Here is a 24,420-nt window from a genome sequence, read left to right as displayed (position 1 = left end):
TGCACGCATGGCTCCCGTTTTGAAGTGCTTTTGGGCAATCAGTCGGCAAACAGGTGATTGACGGTGGCCACCTTGCCGGCCTTTTCCTCGGATGATTTGAGGAACCCCGTCAACGCCACAACATGGGCCTCGTAATCGTCTTTTTCGCGCAGCCTATAGTGATGCTCGAAATTACCGTCCCTGATCTTGTCGCTTTCATGAACGATATCCTGCCGGATCGTCGGCAGCAGGCTTTCCAAGGTTTCCTTGGGAGTCTGCGCCCCGACAAGGCCAATCCGGTTGGCGTGCCCAATCAGATAGTCATCCGAAAAGTCACACTGAATTTCGAGCATACGCGTCCCTGAACGATCGCCATAAAAGTCATAAATCAGATCAAGCGAAGACGGGTCGAGGCAAATCACCATCTGATCCGTGTCGTAATAGTCAAACAACATGCGCATCAACGCCCGCCGGTGGCGCGTGCGCTTTGCAAGCGTGGCTTGAATTCCCCCGAGATCGGGAAGCGGGGAACTTTCTTCGTTAAACAAATAGGCCATGGACGGCAGATCCGTGTGCTTTTCAACTGACGCCAAAAGGCGCTTTGCCACGTGCCACTTTTTGCAAACGATAATCTTGAGTTCCCGGTTCCGGCCAAAGGCGGACTCGGTTTCCCAAAATCTGCTGGCGAACCGCCGTCCGATCCTGCCGCGTCCGGTCAGGAACCGAAACAGACTTGGGCCTTCACCAGAAATCTGGAACCGCACACCGGATGCAGCAAACAGGTTACCCAACCGCTCTTTCAACTCCAAAGCTTCCGGGCTGATTTTCCGAGCGAACAGAAAATCCTGATTCAACAGCAAATCATAATGGTCATTATAGAATGTCAGCGGCATCCCATAATCGGTGAACATCAGAAACGTCAGCGTGCGCGTCCGGATTTCGGCCTCGGGAATCAGATGCCGTACAATGGTCTGGAAAAACGTTTCATCCGGAATCCATGTGGTCCGAAAAAAACGCATGACATCTTTGCGTTTGCGGGTGAATTCCAGAACGGCTTCCATGGTTTGCCTGCGCAAACACCACCATTGCGAGCCGATTTGCACCTGGATATCCGCAGGGATTTCACGGGCCAGCCCGAACTTTTTCTGGAAATTGAAGGCCGCATAGAACCGCCACTTCTGTGTGCGTTCATTAAAGAAATGGCGGTAGATCAACCGCTCTTCTTTCATGCCGGTCTTGATCCAGTCACTTTCGAAGTAGTCAAAGCTCTCGATGAAATCGACATCATTGTCGTCGAGATAATCATGCACATAGTCGGCGGTCTTGATGGGCATGCAATCGCCGGACAGCATGTAAAAATGCGTCGCGCGCGGAAAACTGTCTACCGCGGCCTCAACCGCATATAACGTCGCCTGAACAAGCGACCACGCCCCCCAGCCACATTTGATGCGTTTTCTCGAAAACGCGACGTTGGGGTTGTCTTCCAGTGCTTCTTTGATGAGGTCAAAATGTTCGCGTTTGGCGCGCGCATCAAAGTGGATTGCAATATAATCACCAGCAGCCGTCAGACGCTGCGCCTGTAGAATAATTGCCTCCGGATCCTTGTGGCAGAGCAAAATAAACGCGATTTTTGCCATTTTGGAAACCGTTACCTCGATTTTGCAGTGATTGTTTAGCTTGATAATGCTGATCGGGCGTTGAATAAACAGGATTTCTTTGCTTTTTTGTAGCTAATTGAAACTGTGACCGGTTTGCTCAGGATCACAGACAAACGGAGGCGGTACTTTATGGGGTTTCCCGGCACTTGGATGACCGAAAGCGAAAGCGTGGTCTATCGTGTTGTTCCCAAATGCGCATGTTCGACAATCGGTCAGATCATGTACTATTCGGATCAGGGCGAATTTTTCGATGGCGACATTCATGACGCTACGGGCGGCATGCACAAATGGGCACTTGAGGAGAGCCAAGGGCCCATCACGAAAAACGTCCAATCGCACAAATCTTATGCGTTCACATGTGTCCGCAATCCTTACACACGTATTCTCAGTTCCTTTTTCGACAAAATCTGCGGCATCCAGCGTAACGGCAAGCGGTATCGCGGTAATCTCGTCCCGACCTTGATCCAGAAATACGGGATCGAAGTCGGCGGTGATGATGGCAAACAGGAATTCGATCAGATTCGCAGCTTCCGCCGCTTCTTGTTGTTCACGCGCGATACCATCCGGTGGCGCCGCCCCATGGATCCTGACATCCATTGGTCCGGTATGTCGGGCCACGTCTCGACGTTTATTGTGAATGGTGGGAGCTACGACAACATCTTCTGGACTGAAAAGTTCAACGAAGGCATGCAGTCGGTTCTGGATAACATCGACACACGCCATTCCCTCGATTTGTCGCAAATTCCGCGTTTCAATGAATCCGAAGGTCATGGGCCAAAACGCGCGCACCCTGTCGAAGACTATTTCGACGATCTGTCGATGCATCTGGTTTATGAAATCTACAAACGCGATTTTGATCTATTCAAATACGATTTCGAAGATCCATCGAACAAGATGCCCATCGGAGAGATCGATCTGGATGAGGTTCACGCCAAGTTGGGCGATTGAAGCCGAGCGCACGCGCCTGTCGTGATTGATCGCCGGATAAAGAAAACCCCAAGGCAGAGCATCCTGCCTTGGGGTTTGTTTTTGCGGGGAAGTGTTAGATCAGGCCTGCATCCCGAAACAGCGCCTTGACCTCTTTTTCAGGGCGGGCACCGTAGTGGCCAATGACCTCGGCCGCAGCGACGCATCCCATGCGCCCGGCCACTTCAAGCGGCTGACCTGTGGCAACACCATAGAGGAACCCTGCTGCGAACTGATCGCCTGCGCCGGTCGCATCAACGGGCACAACTTCGTTCACGGGCACAATCGCCTCTTCCTCGCCACGGACCAGAACAACATCATGACCGGACCGCGTGCAGACCACCATCCCGGCGTCTTGGGCCGCTTGTTCGAGCGCAGATGACAGATCTGTCTGGTAGAGGGATTGCCACTCATGTTCGTTGCCGATCACGTAATCCAGTTCTTTGACCAACCTACGGAAGTCATCGCGGTGGCGTTCCACACAGAAGGGGTCAGACAGGGCGATCCCCGCTTTGCCGCCGCCTGCACGACACAACCGAGCAGCTGCTTCAAACGCTTCTTTGCCCTTAGGCTTGTCATAGAGATAGCCTTCGAGAAACAACAATTGCGCCTGTCCGGCGACATCATCCGAAACATCCTCGGGGCCAAGTTCCGCCGAGATCCCCAGATAGGTGTTCATCGAACGCTCGCCGTCCGGCGACACAAAGATCATCGATCGGGATGTGGGAAGCTCGCCACCTGCAACCGGCGGATTTACAAAATCCGTCCCATCAGCCTGCATTTCCGCAGCATAAAAATTGCCCAACGCGTCATCGTGCACACGTCCGATAAAGGCTGTCGACAGGCCAAGACTGCCCAAACCCGCAATCGTGTTGGCCACAGAACCACCGGGGGCCTGTGTCCGGTTGGTCATAGAAGCATAGAGCATTTCGCCCCGCTCTTTTTCGACCAGTTGCATAATGCCCTTTTGAATCCCCATTAAATCGAGGAACGAGTCATCGGATTGAGAGATCACATCAACGATGGCGTTGCCGATGCCGACAACCTGATACTGGGTCATAAGTTTTTGTCCTCGAATTCACATAGGTCACGGATCAGGCAAGTGCCGCACAAGGGCTTGCGCGCCTTGCAGACATAGCGCCCGTGCAAGATCATCCAATGATGTGCGTGTAGCTGGAAATCAACCGGAATTTGGTCTTCGATCGCGCGCTCGACAGCAACAACATCCTTGCCAGGGCACACGCCGGACCGGTTTCCAAATCGATAGATATGCGTGTCTACCGCCTGTGCGGGGTACTGCCACCACATATTCAGCACCACATTCGCGGTTTTGCGACCGACACCCGGCAAGCTTTCAAGTGCGGCGCGCGAACAGGGCACCTCTCCGTCATACTCGTCGACAAGCAATCGCGAGAGCTTGATAACATTTTTGGCCTTGTTCCGGAAAAGGCCAATTGTCTTGATGTGCTCGATCAGGGCCTCTTCCCCCAAATCGAGCATTTTCTGTGGTGTATCCGCGATTTTAAACAGGTCCGCCGTCGCCCGGTTTACGCCTTTGTCCGTGGCTTGCGCCGACAGAGCCACAGCAACGACCAGCGTATAGGCGTTTACGTGGTCCAGTTCCCCTTTGGGTTCCGGCTCGGCCTCTTGGAACCGAGTGAAAATCTCGCGGATGGTGTGATAATTCAGTTGTTTTGCCATGAAAACGGTATGCCCTTTGCCGGTTGATGCGGCAAGAGGGCTTTCGCGTTCTCAGGGCTTCCAACCCGGTCGGCCAAACAAACGCATCCAGACTTCTTGTCCGCTTTTTGCGTTCCTGAGGTCTTTCATCAGTGCCGGCAGTTCCGAGAACCAGACCTTGATTGGATTCTGGCTGTCGAAATCGGTCGTCAAACCATAGCGCGGGCGTTCTTCCTCTACTTGAAAGCTTCCAAACATCCGGTCCCAGATGATGAGAATGCCACCATAGTTCTTATCAAGATATTTGGCGTCCGCCCCATGATGTACACGGTGATGTGACGGGGTGTTCAGCACCCATTCCAAAGGTCCGAGTTTTCCGATGACTTCGGTGTGCAGCCACGTCTGGTATCCCAGGACGATAAGGCTGCATCCGAACACCACATCCGGTGCAAATCCGATCAACACCAACGGGATGTGCATGATCAGCGCCCAGAGACTCTCGAACGGGCCAAAGCGGATGCTCGTGATGATGCTATAGTCCCGTGATGAATGGTGTACGGCGTGCTGTGTCCACAAAAGTCGCACCTGATGCGCGATCCTGTGTTCCCAGTAATATGTCAGGTCGACGAGGACCAAAGCCACAATGACCGTGACCCATGTTGTTGGGATCTGCCATGAGACGAAATTCGCGCTCACCATGTACAAAACCCCATAGGCAAAGGTCATCACAAAGATTTCGACAAGCAGAAACGGGATTTGTGTCGACGCACTTGCCAGCATTTCCATCAAGGTTTTCTTGCGCAAGTTGCCTTTGAAAATCGCCTCGAGAACCTCAATCAGCAAAACGGCAGCGCCGATGAAAAAGAACACCTCGTCAATGCGTTCGGACAAGGTAAAGAAACTTTCTGACGTCATTTTACGTCTCCTTTTACGCCAATAGTGAGTGTTCTCCACGCTAGGGCAGACGCCTGTTTCGGCGTGGCCTCTCCTTCGCAAACCATCGTCCACGCAGCGTAGGTCAATGCTTCGAACGACTGTACAATCCATGCCGTCGGGACCGCGTTATCAAAGCTGCCTTCGTGTTTGGCGGCCTCAACAAGGTCCGTCAATTCAACACGCTGTTGTGCAAGCTCTTTCGCGACCGAGGGCATGTGGTCGACCGGTTCGTTTGCAAGGAAAAGCTGGCGTTCTGCCAAGGGAATCATCGCTTTGAGAGTAAGCCGCAGGCCGTCGGTATAGGTGGCTGCGTCTTTGGTGGCTTGGTCAACGGCCTGATCAAGCTCTGCCATTGCGCGATGAGCCAAAGCCGCCATCAGATCATCACGGCCTTTGAACAATCGGTGCAAGGTCGCGCGGCCAACGTCGGCCCTTTTAGCCACTTCTGCCAAAGTGGCCGTGGGTTTCACCGCAAACAGCGCAAACGCTGCTTCGAGAATCATAGTTTCAGTTTTTTGCGTCATGAGACATTGATGTCTCATTTGATACATGAGAGTCAACACCTCCAAAAGAAAAGGCCGCAAATTGCGGCCTTAGGTATCTGCTATACTTAGAAAAAGTTATTCCGGATCACGCCTCTTGTCGGCGGATGTCTTCAACAGTCCTTCGATTTCTGACAATCGCGCCAGAACTTCGTCCCGATAAGATCCTGTCAATTCATCGGCTTCGGCATGGTGCGCGTCCTGCATCGAATTCACGACCAAACCCACGACAAGGTTTAGAATGATAAATGTTGTTGCCAGAATGAACGGGACAAAAAACGCCCATGCATAAGGTTCAGCCTCCATTACAGGGCGAACAATACCCATGGACCAGCTTTCCAGGGTCATGATCTGGAACAATGAATACGTTGACCGACCCAGCGTCCCGAACCATTCCGGAAACTGCGTTCCAAACAATTTGGTCGCCATGACCGCGCCGATATAGAAAACGAGGCCCATCAGCAAAAAGACTGATCCCATCCCGGGCAAAGCATTCAACAGGCCTTCGATCACCCGTCGCAATGACGGGGCCACCGACACCACACGCAACAGACGAAGGATACGCAGCGCCCGCAAGACCGAGAAGGTTTGCGCGGCAGGGATGAGAGAGATACCGACAATCACAAAGTCAAAGATGTTCCAGCCGTCGCGGAAAAACTGCAATCTGTGGACATAGAGTTTGGCCACGATTTCAATGACGAAAATGGCCAGACACAGTTTGTCGAGCGTTATGATCAGGGGACCGATATCCTCCATGACTTCGGTCGATGTCTCGAGCCCAAGAATCACGGCGTTGAAAAGAATAACGCCCAAGATGAAATAGCGGACAATGGGCCGCTCGAGTTGAACGGCGATGCGGTCGCGCAAAGTCATTTTCGGAGAATCCATTTTTTGTGTCATGGGCCGGAATATGGGACGTGCTTGCGCCCTATACAACCGCCCGAATGGCTTCGAGGTATCAATTCAAAGACACGGGCACCGTTGTGTCTGCCCACCCGTCAACACTGCACTTGGCGCGCACAAAAACCGTGCTGATCCCATTCGGGATCGAAACGCCAGACAGGGATCGCGTAAAGGGCTGTTCATCCACATGAGGGTGCAGCAATTCGCGGGTTCCCAAAACCGATCCATCCTCGGTTTCAACACGCCATCCATCGGCATAGTGATCCCATCCCGTGTCCGGGTGCGCCAGCGTCACGTTGAAGCGCCATACCCCTGACACGGCTTGGACCTGCACATTTTCAATTACGGGCGCTTCAGCCAAAGCCGGAGAAGCCATCAACAAAACAAAGATCAGCGTTTTCATGACAACACCCTATCCCAAGTCACAGCTTTTGCGATTCACGGATGCGTTATGTGGCGTGGACTTTGCACAAGAAACGGGTCGCGGGACACGGTGTGAGCGCCTATGTTCGACAGGACAGACACGACAGGACAACGAGCGATGAACGATTTGCAGCAAGGATACCATTTCAATGTCATGCGCCGTGCCATCGAAGTGATCGACCAATCCGAGAAATCGCTTACCTTGGACGATCTGGCACGGGAAATGGACATGAGCCCAGCGCATTTCCAGCGTCTTTTTAAGCGATGGGCCGGCGTGTCACCAAAAAAATTCCAGCAGTATTTGACGCTTGGCCACGCCAAGGCCCTTTTGCACGACCACTTCACAACTCTGGACACCTCGGATGCGGTGGGACTTTCGGGATCTGGTCGACTGCATGACCTGTTCTTGCGTTGGGAATCCATGAGCCCCGGCGAATATGCCCGTGGGGGGGAAGGGTTGAACATTTTCTGGGGATGGTTTGACAGCCCCTTTGGATTGGCGCTTGTGATGGGCACCAACAAAGGGATTTGTGGCATCGGATTTGCCTCGGAAACCGGCGAAGAAGCCGCGATGATCGATCTTCTGTCGCGCTGGCCAAAGGCCAATTTTATTGAAGATCCAATGTTTTTGCGCCCTTGGGTCCTTTCGGCCTTCAACGAACAATCGGGGGAACTTGGCAAAACCCCCGTCTATATGATCGGCTCCCCGCTACAGATCAAAGTCTGGGAAGCTTTGATGCGCATTCCCTCTGGACAGGTGTCGACCTATTCCGAAATCGCCCAATCCATCGGTGCACCACGTGCGGTGCGTGCTGTGGGCACTGCTGTCGGGCGCAATCCCGTGAGCTGGCTGATCCCCTGCCACAGAGCCTTGCGTAAATCTGGCGCGCTCGGGGGATATCATTGGGGATTGCCCGTGAAGCGCGCCCTTTTGGCATGGGAAACAGCCCGCGCAGAAATGGATCCCGAGTATCAAGCGCAAGAAACCGCTGAAAAAACGGCCTGATCCATTTGGGTCTTGGCCTCAGGTCGCCTATGTTGGACATCAGAGCCGAAGAAATCGGCCAAACGATCCAAAGGCAGCAGTGATGAAACGCTTTACTCTTTCAATATTCGCAATCTCGGCAGTCGCATTAACCGCCTGTACCGACCCTGCATATGTCACAGGCAGTGCAGAAGACCGCGACGAATACCGTAAAACCAAACAGGGCGGCGTTATTGGCGGCCTTGTCGGAACCGCAGTGGCCGCCGCCACCGACACCAACCTTGTCGCAGGTGCCGTGATTGGCGCGGGCGTCGGCGCATTGATCGGCAATGACCTCGACAAACAAGAGGCCGAGCTGCGCAAGGAACTGGATGGGGGCATCTCTATCGAGAATACAGGCGATCGTTTGATCGTTGTTATGCCACAGGATTTGCTGTTCGCTTCCGATAGCGCCGTGGTGAGCGCATCTTTGTCGGATGATCTTGCCGCAGTTGCGCGTAACCTTCAGAAATATCCTTCTTCGACTGTTCAAGTCCTGGGCCACACCGACAACACCGGATCGGCGGCACACAACCAGCAGCTTTCAGAGCAGCGCGCGAACTCTGTCGCGGACAAGCTGATGGAAGGGGGCGTTGCCTTTGAACGCATCCAGACAATCGGCCGCGGCGAAGACCAACCCGTTGCGTCGAACCTTTCGGAAGAAGGCAAGGCACAGAACCGCCGCGTCGAAATCGTGATTCTGCCTACCGAAGCCTAAAACAACCTACTTCGCAAAAGACGCCGCGCAGAAACTGTGCGGCGTTATGCGTTGAAGTTCCTGATCGGGTGTTTAGGTATCACATACGCAAAACAGGAAACGCGACATGACCCAATACACCTTGCTGGGGCTTTCAGGCTCTCTTCGTGCGAAATCAGCCAATCGCAAACTCTTGCGCGAAGCCGGCAGGATATTTGGCGATGCCACTTATGTTGAGGCCAATCTTGAAATCCCCCTGTATCACGGTGACGTTGAGGACGCGCATGGCCTGCCTGCGGAAGTGCAAACGCTTGTCGACCAGATTGCCCAGGCAGATGCGGTTTTGATTTCCACTCCAGAATACAACAGCGGCATCTCTGGCGTTTTGAAAAACGCGCTCGACTGGATCAGCAGGGCACCGGTGAAACCTTGGGCGGACAAACCTGTCGCGATCATGGCGGCCGCAGCTGGCCGGACAGGAGGGGCGCGCGCGCATGTCATGCTGCGAACATGCCTTGCGCCATTTCGCCCATGCATCGCAAACGGTCCGGAAATCCTGATTGCAGAGTGCAACAGTCAATTCGATGAAAACGGGCGCATCACGGAGCGGTACGCCCAGAACATTGATGCGCTTATGACAACACTCAGAGCCGAAATTCAGCGGCGCTGAAACGCGGCCGTTATTCAGGATTGCTGACTTCGATCAGGTTCAGATCAGGATCACGGATATATAGCGAATGAATGGGCCCAACTGCCCCTGTGCGTCTTATGGGCCCTTCTTCAACGACCACATCCATGTTCGCGAAGTGATCTTGCCAAGTGGCAAGTGGCACGTCGCTCAGAAAGCACAGGTCGGCAGATCCCGGTTTTGGGAACGCGGCCTTTGGCTCGAACTCGGCCCCTTCTTGATGCAGGTTGATTTTTTGGTCTCCGAATTTCAACGCCCAGCGCACGGAACCATCGGCGGGTTGAAACTTCTCGGGGCTCATTCCCAAAACATCCCGATAAAACCGGATGGTCAGATCGATGTCCTGTACGGTGAGAACAAAATGGTCCAGCGAAGAAAGTTTTGGTCTCATGCGATCTTGCCCCATTTGCAACGCAGGCCTACCCTGCCGCCATGCAAGATGCCCTGCCCCAAACCCACAGTCAAAGTGACGTAATCGACCCGACACGAGCAAGCGCCTGCCTGACGATGCTGGACCTGCCTGCTGATGTCGATATCGGCGATCCCCTCCCCCCGTTTTTTCATCATCTATACTTTTGGGACGCACAGCCCCCTGCCAAGCTCGGGCGGGATGGTCACCCCAAAGTTGGCGGTCTGATCCCCGACATGGGTTTGCCCCGCCGCATGTGGGCTGGTGGGCAACTCGAGTTTCACCATCCCCTGCGCGCAGGGTTGCCGGCTACAAAGACAACCACGGTTGAGTCCGCCCAATACAAAGAAGGGCGTTCGGGGCCGCTCGGGTTTGTAAAGCTACGTCACGAATTCGAGCAGGCCGGACGCACTTGCGTGACCGAATTTCAGGATCTGGTGTACCGCGAAGACCCGGCACCTGACGCACGAAAACCCGTCCCGCCCGCGGCCCGCACAGACGAGGCGTTTTCGCAGCATCGCAGTTTTAACAGCACGTTGTTGTTTCGCTATTCTGCTCTGACGTTTAACGGCCATCGGATTCATTATGATCTGGATTATGCGCGCACCGTCGAAGGGTATGACGGTTTGGTGGTGCATGGCCCACTGCTCGCGCAGCTTTTGATGCTACAAGCCGCAGAACAATTGGGGGGGCTGAGCCGTTTTTCGTTTCGCGCCACCGCCCCTCTTATGCATTTCGAAACGGCCGAACTCTGCTGGGGGGGCGATGGCACACTTTGGGTGCGTGGCCCGGAAGGTCAGCAAAACATGATTGCACAGGCAGAATAACCAGATCAGAGCGAAGCTTCGGGCCTGAAGTCGTCGGGAATCGTGTCCACGCCATCCAGTATCAGATCGGCCATGACAGCACCTGCTTTCGGGGCCATCCCGAAACCGATCTTAAAGCCGCCATTCGCAATAAACGCGCCTTCGCGCAATGGATGACGTCCCAACATCGGCGCCCGGCTTTTTGCGCGGGGCCGCACACCGGCCCAGCGTTCGATCACCTCTGCATTTTTGAGAGCCGGGACCGCCGCAAAAGCGCGCTCTAGCACGGCATCAATCTGGGCATCGGTGCTGGTTGGAATTTCAAATTCACGCTCGCTGGTCGATCCGATTGCAACGGTTCCATCCACATGCGGGACAACATGCACCGAATCTGCAAACAGTTGGGGCAAATCCGGCCGATCAAGACGTAGAAGCGCAGCTTGGCCTTTAACGCCATTGCCCACCATGCGCCCCATGTCCTGAGACAGTGAAACAAGCCCCTGCCATCCCGTTGCCCACACCACTTGGCCCTCGTGTGGAGCTTCTTTGGTGATCTCGCCGCCTTTTTCTTGGATGGCTGCCGCCAAAGAGGCACATGCCATTCTTGGATGCATGCGGGCACTAAGCGTATCGTGAATAAGAAATCCTGTCGGCGAGTGTGGTGCCCAAGGTCCGGCGTCTTCCTCAGAGATCACGCACCACTTTGCCTGGCCGCGCCACAATGCACCTGAGGTTTCTTGTCGCGCACGCGCCAGCTCAAGCCCTCTGTCGTTCAGGACCGGCTGCAGACGACCCGTCCGGCCATATCCTGAAGACACTCCACCGGTCTCTTCCACCTCGGCCCAGAAGGCTTCGGCCATGATCAGACTTTGAAACTGGAACTCTTTCTTGTCATTCCAGTTTTCCGGCGTGTGCGGTGCCAATGCGCCGACCACACCACCAGACGACCCTGCACCGACACCATAAGGATCGATGACACGCACCTTTGCGCCCCGTTGCAAACAGGCCCAAGCAACAGACAACCCGAATGCGCCTGCCCCTAAAACGGTTACATCCACCATTGCCAAATCACCCTATGTGGCCCAATGCTTTTCCCTTGCATGACTACTAAGGCATCCCGACATGAGCGACCAGCAAGCAAATCTGGAATGGCGCGACGGCGCTGTGCCCGTCTCGACACGTTTCGACGACCCGTATTTCAGTTTGGAAAACGGGCTGGCCGAGACCACTTATGTGTTTCTTGATGGAAATGACCTGCCCAACCGGTTTGGTGCAGGGTTTCATATTGCCGAACTCGGGTTTGGGACGGGGCTAAATTTGTTGACGACCTGGGCCGCGTGGGACGCGGCGGGAATGGCATCGCCCCTGCGTTTTACAAGCTTTGAAGGCTTCCCCATGAGCGCAGAAGACATGTCACGGGCGCTCGAGTCGTTTCCGGTTCTGAAACCCTATGCCGAAAGACTGGTCGAGGCTTGGGCGAAAGACACATCTTTATCGACATTAAAAGGCATCGAGGCGCGCGTTGTTGTTGGCGATGCCCGCGAGACCCTCGCACAACAAGAGTTTGCTGCGGATGCCTGGTTTTTGGACGGGTTTTCCCCCGCAAAGAATCCCGAACTGTGGGATGCAGACCTGCTGCGACAGGTTGGGCTTCATACGGCCCCAAACGGCACTGCGGCCACTTATACCGCCGCCGGATTTGTGCGTCAGAATTTGCAAGATGCAGGCTTTGAGGTCGAACGCATTGCGGGCTTTGGCCGTAAACGTCACATGACGATTGCGAGGAAAGCGCCGTGACCGAACAAAACACGCGCTTTGGCATCATTTTGATGTGCTGCACGACCTTTGTCTTTGCCATGCAGGACGGGATATCCCGATATCTGGCGGATGAATACAATGTCTTTCTTGTCGTGATGATCCGCTACTGGTTCTTTGCGGCGTTTGTCATTGCTTTGTCCGCGCGCCAGACCGGCGGTCTGCGCAGGGTTATGCGCTCGCAACACACAGTGCTGCAATGCATTCGAGGGGCGCTTCTGGCGCTCGAGATTGTTGTGACCGTAGTGGCCTTTACCCTTTTGGGGCTCACCGAAACGCACGCCATCTTTATTTGTTACCCATTGATCATTGCCGCGCTGTCCGGTCCCATTCTGGGCGAAAAAGTTGGTTGGAGGCGCTGGGCGGCAATCGGCGTTGGCATGATTGGCGTTCTGATTATCCTTGAACCCGGCCACGGCGTGTTTTCCCCTGCTGCAATCGTGCCTTTGGTCGGGGCGCTCATGTTCGCGGTTTATGGTCTTTTGACGCGTTATGTGGCGCGCGCAGATGGATCTGCGGTCAGCTTTTTTTACACCGGTACGGTGGGCATGATCGTGATGACGGCAATCGGGGTCTTTTATTGGGAACCCATTGTCGGAACCGATTGGCTTTGGATGCTGACCCTATGTTGCACGGGTATTCTGGGGCATTGGTTGCTGATCAAAACCTATGACCATGCCGAGGCCAGCGCCGTGCAGCCCTTTGCCTATTTGCAGCTTCCTTTTGCGGCGACACTGGGCATGCTTGCGTTTGGAGAAACCCTTCGCGTCAATGTCGCGATCGGGTCGGCCATTGTTGTGGGCGCGGGTCTGTTTACCTTGTGGCGGGAACGCGCCGCCCGCTGAGGGCTATCGGGTAACTTTGATGGTCGATCCCACCAATTCCTTGCTGAATGGCACCGGAAGAGGGTCGCGCCCCAAACGCGCACGATAGATGGGCAGGCTTTCCGAGACCCGCATGACGTAATTACGGGTTTCATTAAACGGGATATGTTCGATCCAGTCGACAATATCCATGCCCCCGCGACGCCGTGGATCTCCGCGTTCCTTCATCCAGCGTTCAGGCCGGCGCGGGCCCGCGTTATAGCCCGCCGACACCATGATGACGTTTCCATCAAACTGTTCGGCCAGCCCTGCCAGATACTCGGCACCAAGCGTGATATTGTAGTCCGGTCGCGCGGTAAGCCAGGATTCCGAATAGGGCAAATCAAGCCGGTTCGCGACCAGCTTTGCGGTACCGGGCATGACTTGCATCAGGCCTCTGGCCCCTGCATGGCTCACGACCACTGGGTCAAATTCGCTTTCCCGACGCGCAATCGCGAGGGCCATTTCCGTAGACACCGCCAGTTTGCCATTCACCATGGGGTGCAATGGATAATAGGGACCCGGCAAAACCACTCCGTTGCGAACCATTTTCTTGCCAAGCATGACGGCAATGTGCGGCGCACCCAGATCTTGCACCATGGTGCCCATTTGCCCCAGCGCGGTGCGATCTTGCGTTTCAGACAAATGCACCCAGAAGCGTTCCGCCAACGAAAGCTCGCCAGCCTGCAACAAAAGCAACGCCGCGTGGTGGACGGATGACGAAACAAACGGGGCCTTGCGCCAGCTTGGGAATGCTTCATTGCCCTGAAGGGCGGGGCTTAACTCCATCTTGGCCTTTTCGGCGGACAACAAACCATAAAAGCTTGTCTGGTAAGCACCCCCCATACGATACGCCTCTTTTGCCTTGGCGCTGTCTGCCATCGCCTCGTAAGAGCGGCCAATCCAGTAACCTGCCCGGCCTAATGAAATCGGTGTGGCGACGCTTGTTTCGAACCTTTTAAAGTGTTTGACCGCAACCCCCGGTTTGTTCAAAAACCGCAGCGCAACATATCCCGAAATCCATTCATTGTCCGCATAGGCATATCCGTCCTCGGGTGACAGACGGTGGGTCGAGGCGATGGCATAGGCCGTCTTGTAATTTCCTGCGCGCATCTGTTTGCGAGCGAGATCACGACGGCGCCGCGACCAGTCTTTGGCCTGCCCCAATGTGTCGGCACGGCTGCGTTCGAGAAGCAATTCAATGGCAGATGCATCACGCCCCTTACGGGCGCGCCAAACGAAACGTTCGTAGGCCATGCCGGGATCGTTTGAGAGGCTTTGGGGTACGGCCTCGATCAGAACGTCAACGTTCTTGGCCTGCGCTCGCAGTCCCAAACGCGCATCTGCAAGCTTTTGCCAGCCATCATTGACCAGAGGTTTCATGCGGCTGGTATTGGTTTTCCAGTTTTTCCAAAGCACCATATCCATACGCGCAACGTGGTGTTTTTTGAGAAGTTTGCCGTACCGCTCCAGGAACTGCTGATGCGACTTTGGGCCAACCTCCATTTCGCGCCATGCCCGAACAACAAGGCCCTGCGCATCACTTTTTTTGCCTTGGCGTTCCAACTCTCTGGCTTGGGTCAACACACCCTGAGCGGTTTGGGCATTCCCATAGAGATAAAATTCGGCAATCTGTTTGCGTGTCGCATCTACAAAAGCAGGTTCGGACTGCTTTCTCAGATAGGCCAACCCCGGCCAATCCGGACGCCTTTTGAGAAATGACAGAACCTCGGCGGGCGACCCTTCCCCGGCGCGCAGCCGGTGCCACTCGACAATATCCTGCGCAACCTGGCTTTCGCCTTTTACTTCACGCGCCGCACCAGCCCAATCCTTTGAGCGGACATCCCCCATCGCATCAGAGACCGGAGTCGCCTGCGCCACAGAGGTTGAAATCGATATAAATGCCAAAAGAACGGCCAGCCAAACGCGGAACATCTTGCAATTTCCAATGTGACGAAGGATAGAACCCAACCATAAGTGTGTCCAAGCCTGCCTACAATTCACAAAGGTGACAAGAGCAGGTCGGGTTTTCGAAAAATATGGGCGTTTCGCCCAGCTACGCAAAAAAGGAGCGTGTCATGTTTAAAGGGTCTCTGCCCGCACTCGTCACGCCGTTTACGAACGGCGAGCTGGATTTGGAAACGCTTAAGAAATTGGTCGAATGGCATATCGGTGAAGGTTCAAACGGCTTTGTCCCTGTGGGCACAACCGGCGAAAGCCCGACGCTAACCCACGAAGAGCATGACGCCGTGGTCGACACGGTTGTGCGCACCGCTGCGGGCCGCGTTCCGGTTATCGCTGGCGCAGGATCGAACAACACCCTTGAATCGATCCGTCTGGCGCAAGCTGCTGAAAAAGCGGGGGCAGATGCCATTCTGGTCGTGACGCCATATTACAACAAACCAACCCAACGCGGGCTGATTGCGCATTTCACGGCTGTACACGACTGCTGTAACCTGCCGGTCATCATCTACAACATTCCCGGTCGTTCGATCGTGGACATGACACCGGAAACAATGGGCGAGCTGGCCAAGCTGCCGCGCATTGCGGGCGTCAAAGATGCCACTGGCGACCTAAGCCGTGTGCCCCAACAACGCCTGACCTGTGGCACCGACTTCATTCAGCTTTCGGGCGAAGACGCAACGGCCCTTGGGTTCAACGCGCACGGTGGTGTGGGATGCATTTCGGTGACTGCCAATGTCGCCCCGAAACTCTGTGCAGAGTTTCAGGCCGCAACACTGGCCGGCGACTACAACAAAGCGCTGGACTATCTGGATCGTCTGATGCCCCTGCACATGGCCATCTTTGCAGAGCCGGGTCTGGTTGGTGCGAAATACGGCATGTCCAAACTGGGTCTGTGTAATGAAGACGTCCGCCTGCCATTGACGGGTCTTAGCGATGAAACAAAATCGCAGATCGACGCCGCGATGGCGCATGCGGGTCTTCTCTAAAATTCACAAACGATTGTGACGTTCAAACCCCGGCCTCAACCGGGGTTTTTTCTTGTCTTATCGTGATCTGGATGGATTTGAGAGAGCCGCCATTCCGCGTGGCGGCGCCCCCTCACGTGTTCAGGTCAGTGACACGTAAGCCGCGACAAGCGCTGCGCCGGAAACAAGCCCCAGCCCCCCGCAGATTACAGCAAGCTTCCACGGATTTTTTGGTGGCTCTTCCTGTGGTGTCGCCTGCCGGATAAGCGCCCCTTCGACGAGGGCGGGCAAACGTGGCCCGAACCGTGCCATGACCCGTGCCGTTTTCATCAGATCCCGCCCCAAGGCCCGAGGTCCGATGCTGTCTTTGATGTATCCTTCGACAACAGGTTTTGCGACGTCCCAGATATTAACCTCTGGGTCCAGCGACCGTGACACACCTTCCACAACAACCATCGTGCGTTGCAACAGGATCAGCTCGGTACGTGTTTCCATGCCGAAACGCTCGGTCACCTCAAAGAGATAGGACAGCAAGCGCCCCATCGAAATGCGCGTGGCGTCCATGCCAAAGATGGGTTCGCCCACGGCCCGCAAAGCCCGCGCAAATTCGTCGACGTCCTGATTGGCCGGCACATATCCGGCTTCGAAATGCACTTCGGCAACACGCTGGTAATCACGCTGAATAAAGCCAAACAGAATCTCGGCGTAAACGCGGCGTGTGTATTCGTCGATATGCCCCATGATCCCGAAATCATAGGCAATGATGTCGCCGTTGGCGGCCACCTTAAGATTGCCTTGATGCATATCGCCGTGAAAATACCCATCGCGCAAAGCATGGTTCAAAAACAGCGACAGGATACGACTGCCCAGCGCGTGACGGTTATGGCCCGCCGCGTCTAATGCATCATTGTCCCCCAACGGATCACCCTCGGCCCAGTCCAGCGTCATAACGCGGCGGGCTGAATATTCCCATTTGATCGCGGGAACCTGAAACCCTTCGTCCTGCGCCGTGTTTGCGGAAAACTCGCTGGCCGACGCAGATTCCAGTCTGAGATCGAGTTCACCGGTGACGACACCATCAAAGTGTTCGATCACATCACGGGGACGCAGTCGCCGCGACGCCGGAGACAGCAGTTCGATTGTATCTGCCGCGAAGTAAAACGCGTCGATGTCCTTGCGAAAGGCTTTTTCAATTCCGGGACGCAAGACTTTGACGGCAACCTGTTCTCCGGTTTCGGCCAAACGCGCCTTGTGCACTTGCGCGATGGAAGCTGCAGCGACGGGCTCCGAAAACTCAGAGAACATCTCATCCAATGGATGTTCCAGCTCATCTTCAACGGCTTGCTTTGCCGTTGCCAGATCAAAAGGCGGCAGCTTGTCCTGAAGGACGCGAAGCTGTGTCGCCAGATCACTGCCCACCACATCAGGACGAGTCGAAAGCACCTGACCAAACTTGATATAGGCCGGACCCAACGCCGTGAGCGCCCGCGTCAGCGGGGGCATGTTGGGATCACCCTTGATCCCCAACCACCGGAAGGGCCAGACCAAGGTGCGCGCAACGACGCGAACCGTTTTGGGGGCTTCCATCTGATCCAGAACGACCTGCATCGCGCCGGTGCGCTCAAGTGTGGCGCCTGTCCGGATCAGTCGCCAGATATTGTGCGGTCCTCTCAAATTTTCCACCCCGAATGCAGCGCGGCGATCCCCAGAGACAGGTTACGGTACTTCGCATTTTCGAAACCCGCGGTTTTCACCATGTCCAGAAATGTGTCCTGATCCGGGAAATTGCGGATCGATTCGACAAGGTACTGATAGCTGTCGCGATCATTCGCAATCATTTGCCCCATGCGCGGGATGACATTGAACGAGTACAAGTCATAGGCTTTTTGCATCATCTCGTTCGGGATCTGGCTGAACTCAAGAACCATCAAACGCCCGCCGGGTTTGAGAACGCGGAACGCTTCATTCAGTGCCTCTTGAGGGCGTGTGACGTTTCGAATGCCAAAGGAAATCGTGTAGACGTCGAATGTATTGTCTTCGAAAGGCAGCGCCATCGCATCTCCGACAACCCAGTTCAGGCTGTCAACCATGGCCTCTGCCTCGGCGCGTTTGCGACCCTCGACAAGCATCGGCTCTGTCAGATCACAAACGGTGGCATGTCCGTATCCGGCCCGTTTCAGAAACCGGAAGGAAATATCGCCGGTCCCCCCTGCGACATCCAAAAGCCTTTGACCCGGGCGCGGCGCAAGCCAATCCATCATCGCATCTTTCCAGATGCGGTGGATTCCCATGCTCATCACATCGTTCATTACGTCATATTTGGATGCAACCGAGTTGAAAACGCCCTGTACGCGGCCCGCCTTCTCAGACTCTGGAATATCCGTGAAACCAAAATGGGTTGTCTTATCCGCCATGTGCACACCTCGCCGTGTCTTTCAAGTGTTCGGGATATACAAACTGTAGGTCGGACACAAACCACCTTTTGACGCGGAGCGATCAATGAGCGACGCAAAGCCAAGGGGCGCGACGATTAGAGAGCAGCCTAAACTGCTTGATCAAAAGCCAGTCAAAAACGGCTCATGTCATTCGTGAACACTGGCAGGTTTCCGTTTCAGGACAAAGTACGTTAGAAGACGCGCACCTTATCCCAGATAAAATGTAGCCAGCCATGCCCGAACTTCCCGAGGTTGAAACAGTCCGCACCGGTCTTGCCCCGTCCATGGAAGGACATGTAATCGCATGTGCCACCGTAAACCGCCCGGATCTGCGCTGGCCGTTCCCAGAGAGGTTTGCAGAACGGCTGACTGGTCGGCGGGTTGAGCGGCTGCGCCGCCGGTCCAAGTACATTCTGGGCGATCTCGATAACGGTGAAACCCTTTTGGTGCATTTGGGAATGTCGGGGCGCATGACCGTATCGGGCGATCCACTGGGGCTTTTTGTGCACGAACACCCCAAAACCGCAAAACATGACCATGTCATCTTTGATATGGATAATGGCGCACGCATTACCTTTAACGATCCGCGTCGGTTCGGCGCGATGGACCTTTTGCCAACGGACCAGATCGACCTGCATCCGCTTTTGGCCAAGCTCGGACCCGAGCCGCTGGGCAACACTTTTGACGAATCTTACCTGCTCGAAAAGCTTCAAGGCCGCAACACCCCCATCAAATCGGCCCTTCTGGACCAGAGAATTATTGCCGGTTTAGGGAATATTTACGTCTGCGAGGCGCTATTTCGTGCACATATTTCTCCGCGGCGCAAAGCTGGAAATGTGAGCAAAGCCAAAGTTGCCGCGCTGGTGCCAATCATTCGCAAGGTGCTTCAGGACGCGATTGAAGCAGGTGGATCAAGCCTGCGAGATTTTCGCCAAGCCGATGGTGAACTTGGATATTTCCAGCACAGCTTTGATGTATACGGACGCGAGGATGCCCCCTGCCACACCACCGACTGTGACGGCGTAATCAGGCGAATCACGCAAGCGGGACGCTCATCATTCTATTGTCCGCAATGCCAAAGATAGCTTGATCCGTTCGGACACAGTGATAGGAATCATCTCCGACCGACAACAAGGAAAGCACCACTCATGGCTTTTGAGACGATCATCGTCGAGATCGAGGACCATATTGGCCTCATCAAACTAAACCGCCCTGATGCACTGAATGCGCTGAACAGCCAATTGATCAGCGAACTGCTTGAAGCTTTGGAAAGCGCTGATGCCAACGACAAGGTACGTTGCATTGTTTTGACCGGATCGGACAAAGCCTTTGCCGCGGGCGCGGACATCAAAGAAATGTCCGAAATGAGCTTTGTGGACGTGTCCAACATCAATCTGTTTGGCGAAGTGAATGCTCGCATTGGTGCCATTCGCAAACCGATCATTGCCGCGGTTTCCGGGTACGCTCTGGGCGGCGGCTGTGAACTGGCCATGGCCTGCGACTTTATCATCGCATCTGAGTCGGCCAAGTTCGGGCAGCCCGAAATCAATCTGGGCGTCATCGCGGGTATTGGCGGCAGCCAGCGCCTGACACGGTTCGTGGGCAAATCCAAATCCATGGATATGAACCTGACAGGACGCTTTATGGATTCGGCCGAAGCAGAACGCTCTGGTCTTGTGAGCCGTGTTGTCCCCAACAAAAAGTTGATGGACGAAGCAATGGGCGCTGCACAAAAGATCGCAGAGAAATCGCTGATCACGGCACGCACAGCAAAAGAAGCGGTTAACCGCAGCTTTGAAACCACTCTGGAAGAAGGGCTGCTTTTCGAGCAACGCCTTTTCCATTCGCTGTTTGCGACCGAAGACCAGAAAGAAGGCATGGCAGCTTTCATCGAAAAACGCCAAGCCCAGTTTCGCGACAAGTAAAGCGGGTTCAAACTGAATTTCAGGGCCACGCGTCATCGCGTGGCCCTTTTACGTTCACACCCTGAAAGCCCAGGTTTTATTGGCCGATAGATTAGTGTTTGCATCTGCCGCAAAAATCTATAGTAAGCGCCGTCATACATGCGCGTGCAGCCCGCTCTGGCTTGAATCGATTCTTTCCCAATGGAAAGAACGTCCCGTTTGGGCAGTGGCACGTGTTTAACTGAACAAACTTTAAAAGGACCTGATTCATGGCAAATTCGCCCCAGGCAAAAAAACGCGCCCGTCAGAACGAACGTCGTTTTGCAGTAAACAAAGCCCGCCGTTCGCGCATCCGTACTCACCTGCGTAAAGTTGAAGAGGCTATCGATTCTGGTGACAAAGAAGCCGCAACTGCTGCTCTGCGCGCTGCTCAGCCAGAACTGATGCGCGGTGTGACCAAAGGCGTTTACCACAAGAACACAGCGTCGCGTAAAATGTCGCGCCTGTCTTCGCGGGTTAAAGCACTTAGCTAAATCTAGCCAAGTCATTGATGAAAAAGACGTCACTTCCGGTGGCGTCTTTTTTGCTTTCTGTATCCAATTTTATCCACAGAGATTCTTTTTCTGGAATCTCTGAGTCAAGTTCGAAGATCAGTTGCCCGCCCCCCTCTCGAATTGCTAATTTCGATCTTGCGATTCACATCGCCTTGGGGGGACAGACGCAAACGCGACCTGACCAACGGTCAATCAAAAGGGAAACCGGCAAATCAATTTTGCCGAACGATTTCTTATGGCTGTTGGGTCTGCAATGAAAACCAATGCTGGTTTTCATTGTGCTGCTGCTCTGTTTTCTGGGGAAGTGCATTTTGCGCATGCATGGTCAGGACCTGTTGAGTGGGGACTCATTCAGGGGAGGGAACCGGTCATTGCATGCTGCCGAAATGCCGCCCCAGAAGGGCCAGGCCGTGTCAATTCGCACTGAAGGCAGAAAAACGGGGCCGAATGGCCCTTCAGACGAACGGCTTAGAGCTCGGAAATGGGGACAGATGACACAAGAACAATGGGGTGCACTGCAAGGAAACTTGCTAAATACGGTTGGGCAGAACAACTACAAGACCTGGATCGAGCCACTTGAATTCGCAGAGCTCGAGGATGGCGTCGCAACGTTTCATGTCCCGACCAACTTCATTGGCAACTACGTGTCGCAGAATTTCGGCGATCTGATTCTACATCAGCTTTCGACCACAGGTGAAAGCATCCAGCGCGTGCATTTCAAGGTCCCGGCCAGCGCTGCCACAGCACCAAAGGCACGCCCCGCAGTGTCCTCGCCATCAATGGCAAAGAAGGCCGCGGCACCCGCGCCTGCTCGGGACTCTTTGCCGGGTGCGCCCTTGGACGCCCGCTTTACCTTTGACAGCTTTGTTGTGGGCAAACCCAACGAACTTGCCAATGCCGCTGCACGTCGCGTCGCCGAAGGTGGTCCTGTCACTTTCAATCCGCTGTTTCTTTATGGTGGTGTTGGCCTCGGCAAAACCCACCTGATGCATGCGATCGCTTGGGAGCTGCAAAAGCGGCGTCCAGACCTCAACGTCCTGTATCTTTCTGCCGAACAGTTCATGTACCGATTTGTCCAAGCCTTGCGGGATCGCAAGATGATGGACTTTAAAGAGATGTTCCGGTCGGTTGACGTTCTTATGGTTGATGACGTTCAGTTCATTGCCGGCAAGGACTCGACGCAGGAAGAATTCTTTCACACCTTCAACGCACTGGTCGATCAGAACAAACAGATCATTATTTCGGCTGACCGCGCTCCCGGCGAAATCAAAGATCTGGAAGACCGGATCAAGTCTCGTTTGCAGTGCGGTCTTGTCGTGGACCTGCACCCGACCGACTATGAACTGCGCCTTGGTATTCTTCAGTCGAAAGTCGAACAGTACCGTGTCCAATATCCGGATCTGCAGCTGGCTGATGGTGTTCTCGAATTTCTGGCGCACCGTATTTCAACCAACGTTCGTGTTCTCGAAGGTGCCCTGACCCGCCTGTTTGCGTTTGCCTCACTTGTCGGGCGCGAAATCACGATGGAACTGACGCAGGACTGTTTGTCGGATGTTCTGCGTGCTTCCGAGCGGAAAATCTCGGTCGAAGAAATTCAGCGCCGCGTCGCAGAGCATTACAATATCCGCCTCAGCGATATGATCGGCCCCAAACGTGTCCGGACGCTGGCACGCCCACGTCAGATCGCGATGTATCTGTGCAAGCAGCTCACCAGCCGCAGCCTTCCCGAGATTGGCCGGCGTTTTGGTGGACGCGATCACACAACAGTCATGCACGGTGTCCGCCGGATTGAAGAGTTGCGCGTTCAGGACGGACAGATCGCCGAAGATCTCGAGTTGCTGCGACGCTCGCTCGAAGCCTGAAAATCAATCAGAATTGAATCAGACAAGGCCGCGCAGTTTCTGCACGGCCTTCGTGTTTTTCGGGACAGAGTGCCCCAGAGCACAACTTCTTCGCCCAAATAGCCGCCAGAACCGCGCAACCTTCTTGACGCCCCCTAAGAATACGCCGACAAAAGCAAAAAAGGTTGCGCGAGAAGGGGAAACGGATAGTGTTCTCCTCCCGGCAGACGGAGGATGATGGAATGAAAATCAGCATTGAACGCGGAAACTTGCTCAAGGCAGTTTCGCAGGCGCAATCGGTTGTCGAACGCCGCAACACCATCCCGATCCTCGCCAATGTGCTGATCGAAGCAGAAGGTGACACGGTCCAGTTTCGCGCCACCGATCTGGACATTGAAGTGGTCGACAAAGCCCCCGCAATGGTCGAACGCGCAGGAGCCACGACGGTATCGGCCACGACCTTGCATGAAATCGTACGCAAGCTGCCTGATGGTGCTTTGGTGACATTGACCGATGACGGCGCATCCGGGCGATTGACCGTCGATGCGGGCCGGTCCAACTTCTCGCTGGCGACATTGCCCAAGGAAGATTTTCCGGTCATGGCCTCGTCCGAGTACCACTCGAATTTTTCGGCGCCTGCCGCAATCCTGCGTCGTTTGTTCGACAAATCCAAATTTGCGATTTCGACAGAAGAGACACGTTACTACCTGAACGGTGTATATATGCACACCTCTGACGGTGAAGACGGCAAGGTTCTGCGCTGTGTTGCAACCGATGGTCACCGCCTCGCGCGTATTGATGCGGATTTGCCAGACGGCGCCACAGATATGCCCGGCGTGATTGTCCCACGTAAAACGGTCGGAGAACTGCGCAAGCTGCTGGATGACGACGACATGCAGATTGCCGTGTCGGTCTCGGAAACCAAAGTACGCTTTGCAACGCCCGACATCACGCTGACATCGAAAGTTATCGACGGAACATTCCCCGACTACACACGTGTTATCCCTGTCGGCAACACCCGCAAACTGGAAGTTGACGCCAGCGAATTCGCACAAGCAGTAGATCGCGTTGCGACCGTTTCATCCGAACGGTCCCGTGCCGTCAAATTGCAGCTGGATGAAGATCGCCTTGTCCTGTCTGTGAATGCTCCGGACAGCGGCGCCGCGGAAGAAGAACTTGCCGTCGCCTATAGTGACGAGCGACTGGAAATCGGCTTTAACGCGAAATACCTTCTGGAAATTGCCAGCCAGGTTGATCGCGAGAACGCTGTCTTCATGTTCAACTCGGCCGGAGACCCCACGCTCATGCGTGAAGGTAACGACACCAGTGCCGTCTACGTCGTTATGCCGATGCGCGTGTGACACGCG

Annotated in this window: 25 protein-coding genes; 13 read left to right on the top strand and 12 right to left on the bottom strand. The window is 54.8% G+C overall.

What is annotated here, in order from left to right; translation table 11 throughout:
- Positions 1-38 precede the first annotated feature (38 nt).
- Entirely contained in the window at positions 39-1,616 is a 1,578-nt protein-coding gene (locus PH7735_RS18820; RefSeq protein ID WP_058312969.1) for a DUF5928 domain-containing protein, read from the bottom strand.
- A gap of 150 nt (positions 1,617-1,766) precedes the next feature.
- Here PH7735_RS18820 and PH7735_RS18815 point away from each other — a divergent pair, with 150 nt between their 5' ends.
- Positions 1,767-2,585 carry a sulfotransferase family protein gene (locus PH7735_RS18815; RefSeq protein ID WP_058312968.1) on the top strand — a complete coding sequence of 273 codons (819 nt, stop codon included), beginning with the start codon at positions 1,767-1,769 and terminating at the stop codon, positions 2,583-2,585.
- A gap of 94 nt (positions 2,586-2,679) precedes the next feature.
- Here PH7735_RS18815 and PH7735_RS18810 read toward each other — a convergent pair whose 3' ends face one another.
- From PH7735_RS18810 to PH7735_RS18785, 6 genes are all read right to left on the bottom strand, one after another.
- Complete coding sequence (locus PH7735_RS18810) at positions 2,680-3,663, bottom strand: adenosine kinase (RefSeq protein ID WP_058312967.1); 984 nt, start codon at positions 3,661-3,663, stop codon at positions 2,680-2,682.
- On the bottom strand, positions 3,660-4,304 hold the full coding sequence (nth, locus tag PH7735_RS18805; RefSeq protein WP_058312966.1) for an endonuclease III: 645 nt from the start codon (positions 4,302-4,304) through the stop codon (positions 3,660-3,662). The genes PH7735_RS18810 and nth overlap by 4 nt, the downstream gene beginning before the upstream one ends.
- Before the next feature lie 51 nt (positions 4,305-4,355).
- Positions 4,356-5,198: a sterol desaturase family protein gene (locus PH7735_RS18800; protein WP_058312965.1), complete on the bottom strand. Its 843-nt coding sequence runs from the start codon at positions 5,196-5,198 to the stop codon at positions 4,356-4,358.
- Positions 5,195-5,743 carry a TetR/AcrR family transcriptional regulator gene (locus PH7735_RS18795; RefSeq protein WP_058312964.1) on the bottom strand — a complete coding sequence of 183 codons (549 nt, stop codon included), beginning with the start codon at positions 5,741-5,743 and terminating at the stop codon, positions 5,195-5,197. The genes PH7735_RS18800 and PH7735_RS18795 overlap by 4 nt, the downstream gene beginning before the upstream one ends.
- A 96-nt stretch (positions 5,744-5,839) precedes the next feature.
- Positions 5,840-6,634 (bottom strand): ion transporter, encoded by a 795-nt coding sequence (locus tag PH7735_RS18790; protein ID WP_058313018.1) that lies wholly within the window; start codon positions 6,632-6,634, stop codon positions 5,840-5,842.
- 85 nt (positions 6,635-6,719) lie between these two features.
- Complete coding sequence (locus PH7735_RS18785) at positions 6,720-7,067, bottom strand: hypothetical protein (RefSeq protein WP_058312963.1); 348 nt, start codon at positions 7,065-7,067, stop codon at positions 6,720-6,722.
- Between the two features lie 138 nt (positions 7,068-7,205).
- Here PH7735_RS18785 and PH7735_RS18780 point away from each other — a divergent pair, with 138 nt between their 5' ends.
- The 3 genes from PH7735_RS18780 to PH7735_RS18770 all read left to right on the top strand — a co-directional run bounded on the left by PH7735_RS18780 (position 7,206) and on the right by PH7735_RS18770 (position 9,478).
- Entirely contained in the window at positions 7,206-8,093 is an 888-nt protein-coding gene (locus tag PH7735_RS18780) for a bifunctional helix-turn-helix domain-containing protein/methylated-DNA--[protein]-cysteine S-methyltransferase (protein WP_058312962.1), read from the top strand.
- An 82-nt stretch (positions 8,094-8,175) separates the two neighbouring features.
- Positions 8,176-8,829, top strand: coding sequence for a YiaD family glycine zipper/OmpA-like lipoprotein (locus tag PH7735_RS18775; protein WP_058312961.1), 654 nt, complete (start codon positions 8,176-8,178; stop codon positions 8,827-8,829).
- A 106-nt stretch (positions 8,830-8,935) separates the two neighbouring features.
- On the top strand, positions 8,936-9,478 hold the full coding sequence (locus tag PH7735_RS18770) for an NADPH-dependent FMN reductase (RefSeq protein ID WP_058312960.1): 543 nt from the start codon (positions 8,936-8,938) through the stop codon (positions 9,476-9,478).
- Positions 9,479-9,488: 10 nt separating this feature from the next.
- On the opposite strand, the gene PH7735_RS18765 is transcribed toward PH7735_RS18770, so the two are convergent.
- Positions 9,489-9,887 carry a VOC family protein gene (locus PH7735_RS18765; protein ID WP_058312959.1) on the bottom strand — a complete coding sequence of 133 codons (399 nt, stop codon included), beginning with the start codon at positions 9,885-9,887 and terminating at the stop codon, positions 9,489-9,491.
- A gap of 41 nt (positions 9,888-9,928) precedes the next feature.
- On the opposite strand from PH7735_RS18765, the gene PH7735_RS18760 reads away from it, so the two are divergent.
- Positions 9,929-10,732, top strand: coding sequence for an HTD2 family dehydratase (locus tag PH7735_RS18760; RefSeq protein ID WP_058313017.1), 804 nt, complete (start codon positions 9,929-9,931; stop codon positions 10,730-10,732).
- Between the two features lie 5 nt (positions 10,733-10,737).
- Here the strand turns inward: PH7735_RS18760 and PH7735_RS18755 are convergent, their stop codons facing one another.
- Positions 10,738-11,772 carry an NAD(P)/FAD-dependent oxidoreductase gene (locus PH7735_RS18755; protein WP_058312958.1) on the bottom strand — a complete coding sequence of 345 codons (1,035 nt, stop codon included), beginning with the start codon at positions 11,770-11,772 and terminating at the stop codon, positions 10,738-10,740.
- 61 nt (positions 11,773-11,833) lie between these two features.
- On the opposite strand from PH7735_RS18755, the gene mnmC2 reads away from it, so the two are divergent.
- On the top strand, positions 11,834-12,508 hold the full coding sequence (mnmC2, locus tag PH7735_RS18750; RefSeq protein WP_058312957.1) for a tRNA (5-methylaminomethyl-2-thiouridine)(34)-methyltransferase MnmC2: 675 nt from the start codon (positions 11,834-11,836) through the stop codon (positions 12,506-12,508).
- Entirely contained in the window at positions 12,505-13,371 is an 867-nt protein-coding gene (locus PH7735_RS18745; protein WP_058312956.1) for a DMT family transporter, read from the top strand. The genes mnmC2 and PH7735_RS18745 overlap by 4 nt, the downstream gene beginning before the upstream one ends.
- Before the next feature lie 3 nt (positions 13,372-13,374).
- Here the strand turns inward: PH7735_RS18745 and PH7735_RS18740 are convergent, their stop codons facing one another.
- Positions 13,375-15,324: a lytic transglycosylase domain-containing protein gene (locus tag PH7735_RS18740; RefSeq protein WP_058312955.1), complete on the bottom strand. Its 1,950-nt coding sequence runs from the start codon at positions 15,322-15,324 to the stop codon at positions 13,375-13,377.
- A 143-nt stretch (positions 15,325-15,467) separates the two neighbouring features.
- On the opposite strand from PH7735_RS18740, the gene dapA reads away from it, so the two are divergent.
- Positions 15,468-16,340, top strand: coding sequence for a 4-hydroxy-tetrahydrodipicolinate synthase (dapA, locus tag PH7735_RS18735; protein ID WP_058313016.1), 873 nt, complete (start codon positions 15,468-15,470; stop codon positions 16,338-16,340).
- Positions 16,341-16,460: 120 nt separating this feature from the next.
- On the opposite strand, the gene ubiB is transcribed toward dapA, so the two are convergent.
- Together ubiB and ubiE are read right to left on the bottom strand one after the other, a co-directional pair.
- On the bottom strand, positions 16,461-17,993 hold the full coding sequence (gene ubiB / locus PH7735_RS18730) for a 2-polyprenylphenol 6-hydroxylase (protein WP_058312954.1): 1,533 nt from the start codon (positions 17,991-17,993) through the stop codon (positions 16,461-16,463).
- Entirely contained in the window at positions 17,990-18,733 is a 744-nt protein-coding gene (gene ubiE / locus PH7735_RS18725; protein WP_058312953.1) for a bifunctional demethylmenaquinone methyltransferase/2-methoxy-6-polyprenyl-1,4-benzoquinol methylase UbiE, read from the bottom strand. Before ubiE ends, ubiB begins: the two co-directional genes overlap by 4 nt.
- 254 nt (positions 18,734-18,987) lie before the next feature.
- Here ubiE and mutM point away from each other — a divergent pair, with 254 nt between their 5' ends.
- The 5 genes from mutM (at position 18,988) to dnaN (ending at position 24,414) form a co-directional block, all read left to right on the top strand.
- On the top strand, positions 18,988-19,839 hold the full coding sequence (gene mutM / locus PH7735_RS18720; protein ID WP_058312952.1) for a bifunctional DNA-formamidopyrimidine glycosylase/DNA-(apurinic or apyrimidinic site) lyase: 852 nt from the start codon (positions 18,988-18,990) through the stop codon (positions 19,837-19,839).
- A 63-nt stretch (positions 19,840-19,902) separates the two neighbouring features.
- Positions 19,903-20,679: an enoyl-CoA hydratase gene (locus PH7735_RS18715; protein WP_058312951.1), complete on the top strand. Its 777-nt coding sequence runs from the start codon at positions 19,903-19,905 to the stop codon at positions 20,677-20,679.
- Between the two features lie 248 nt (positions 20,680-20,927).
- Entirely contained in the window at positions 20,928-21,191 is a 264-nt protein-coding gene (gene rpsT, locus PH7735_RS18710; RefSeq protein ID WP_058312950.1) for a 30S ribosomal protein S20, read from the top strand.
- A gap of 512 nt (positions 21,192-21,703) precedes the next feature.
- Complete coding sequence (gene dnaA / locus PH7735_RS18705; RefSeq protein ID WP_058313015.1) at positions 21,704-23,074, top strand: chromosomal replication initiator protein DnaA; 1,371 nt, start codon at positions 21,704-21,706, stop codon at positions 23,072-23,074.
- A 221-nt stretch (positions 23,075-23,295) separates the two neighbouring features.
- Positions 23,296-24,414, top strand: coding sequence for a DNA polymerase III subunit beta (dnaN, locus tag PH7735_RS18700; protein WP_058312949.1), 1,119 nt, complete (start codon positions 23,296-23,298; stop codon positions 24,412-24,414).
- Positions 24,415-24,420: the final 6 nt, after the last annotated feature.

Source organism: Shimia thalassica (assembly GCF_001458215.1).
Taxonomy (GTDB): Bacteria; Pseudomonadota; Alphaproteobacteria; order Rhodobacterales; family Rhodobacteraceae; genus Shimia; species Shimia thalassica.
Note: the sequence above shows the minus strand (reverse complement) of the source record. Positions and strands in the feature narration are given on the sequence as shown.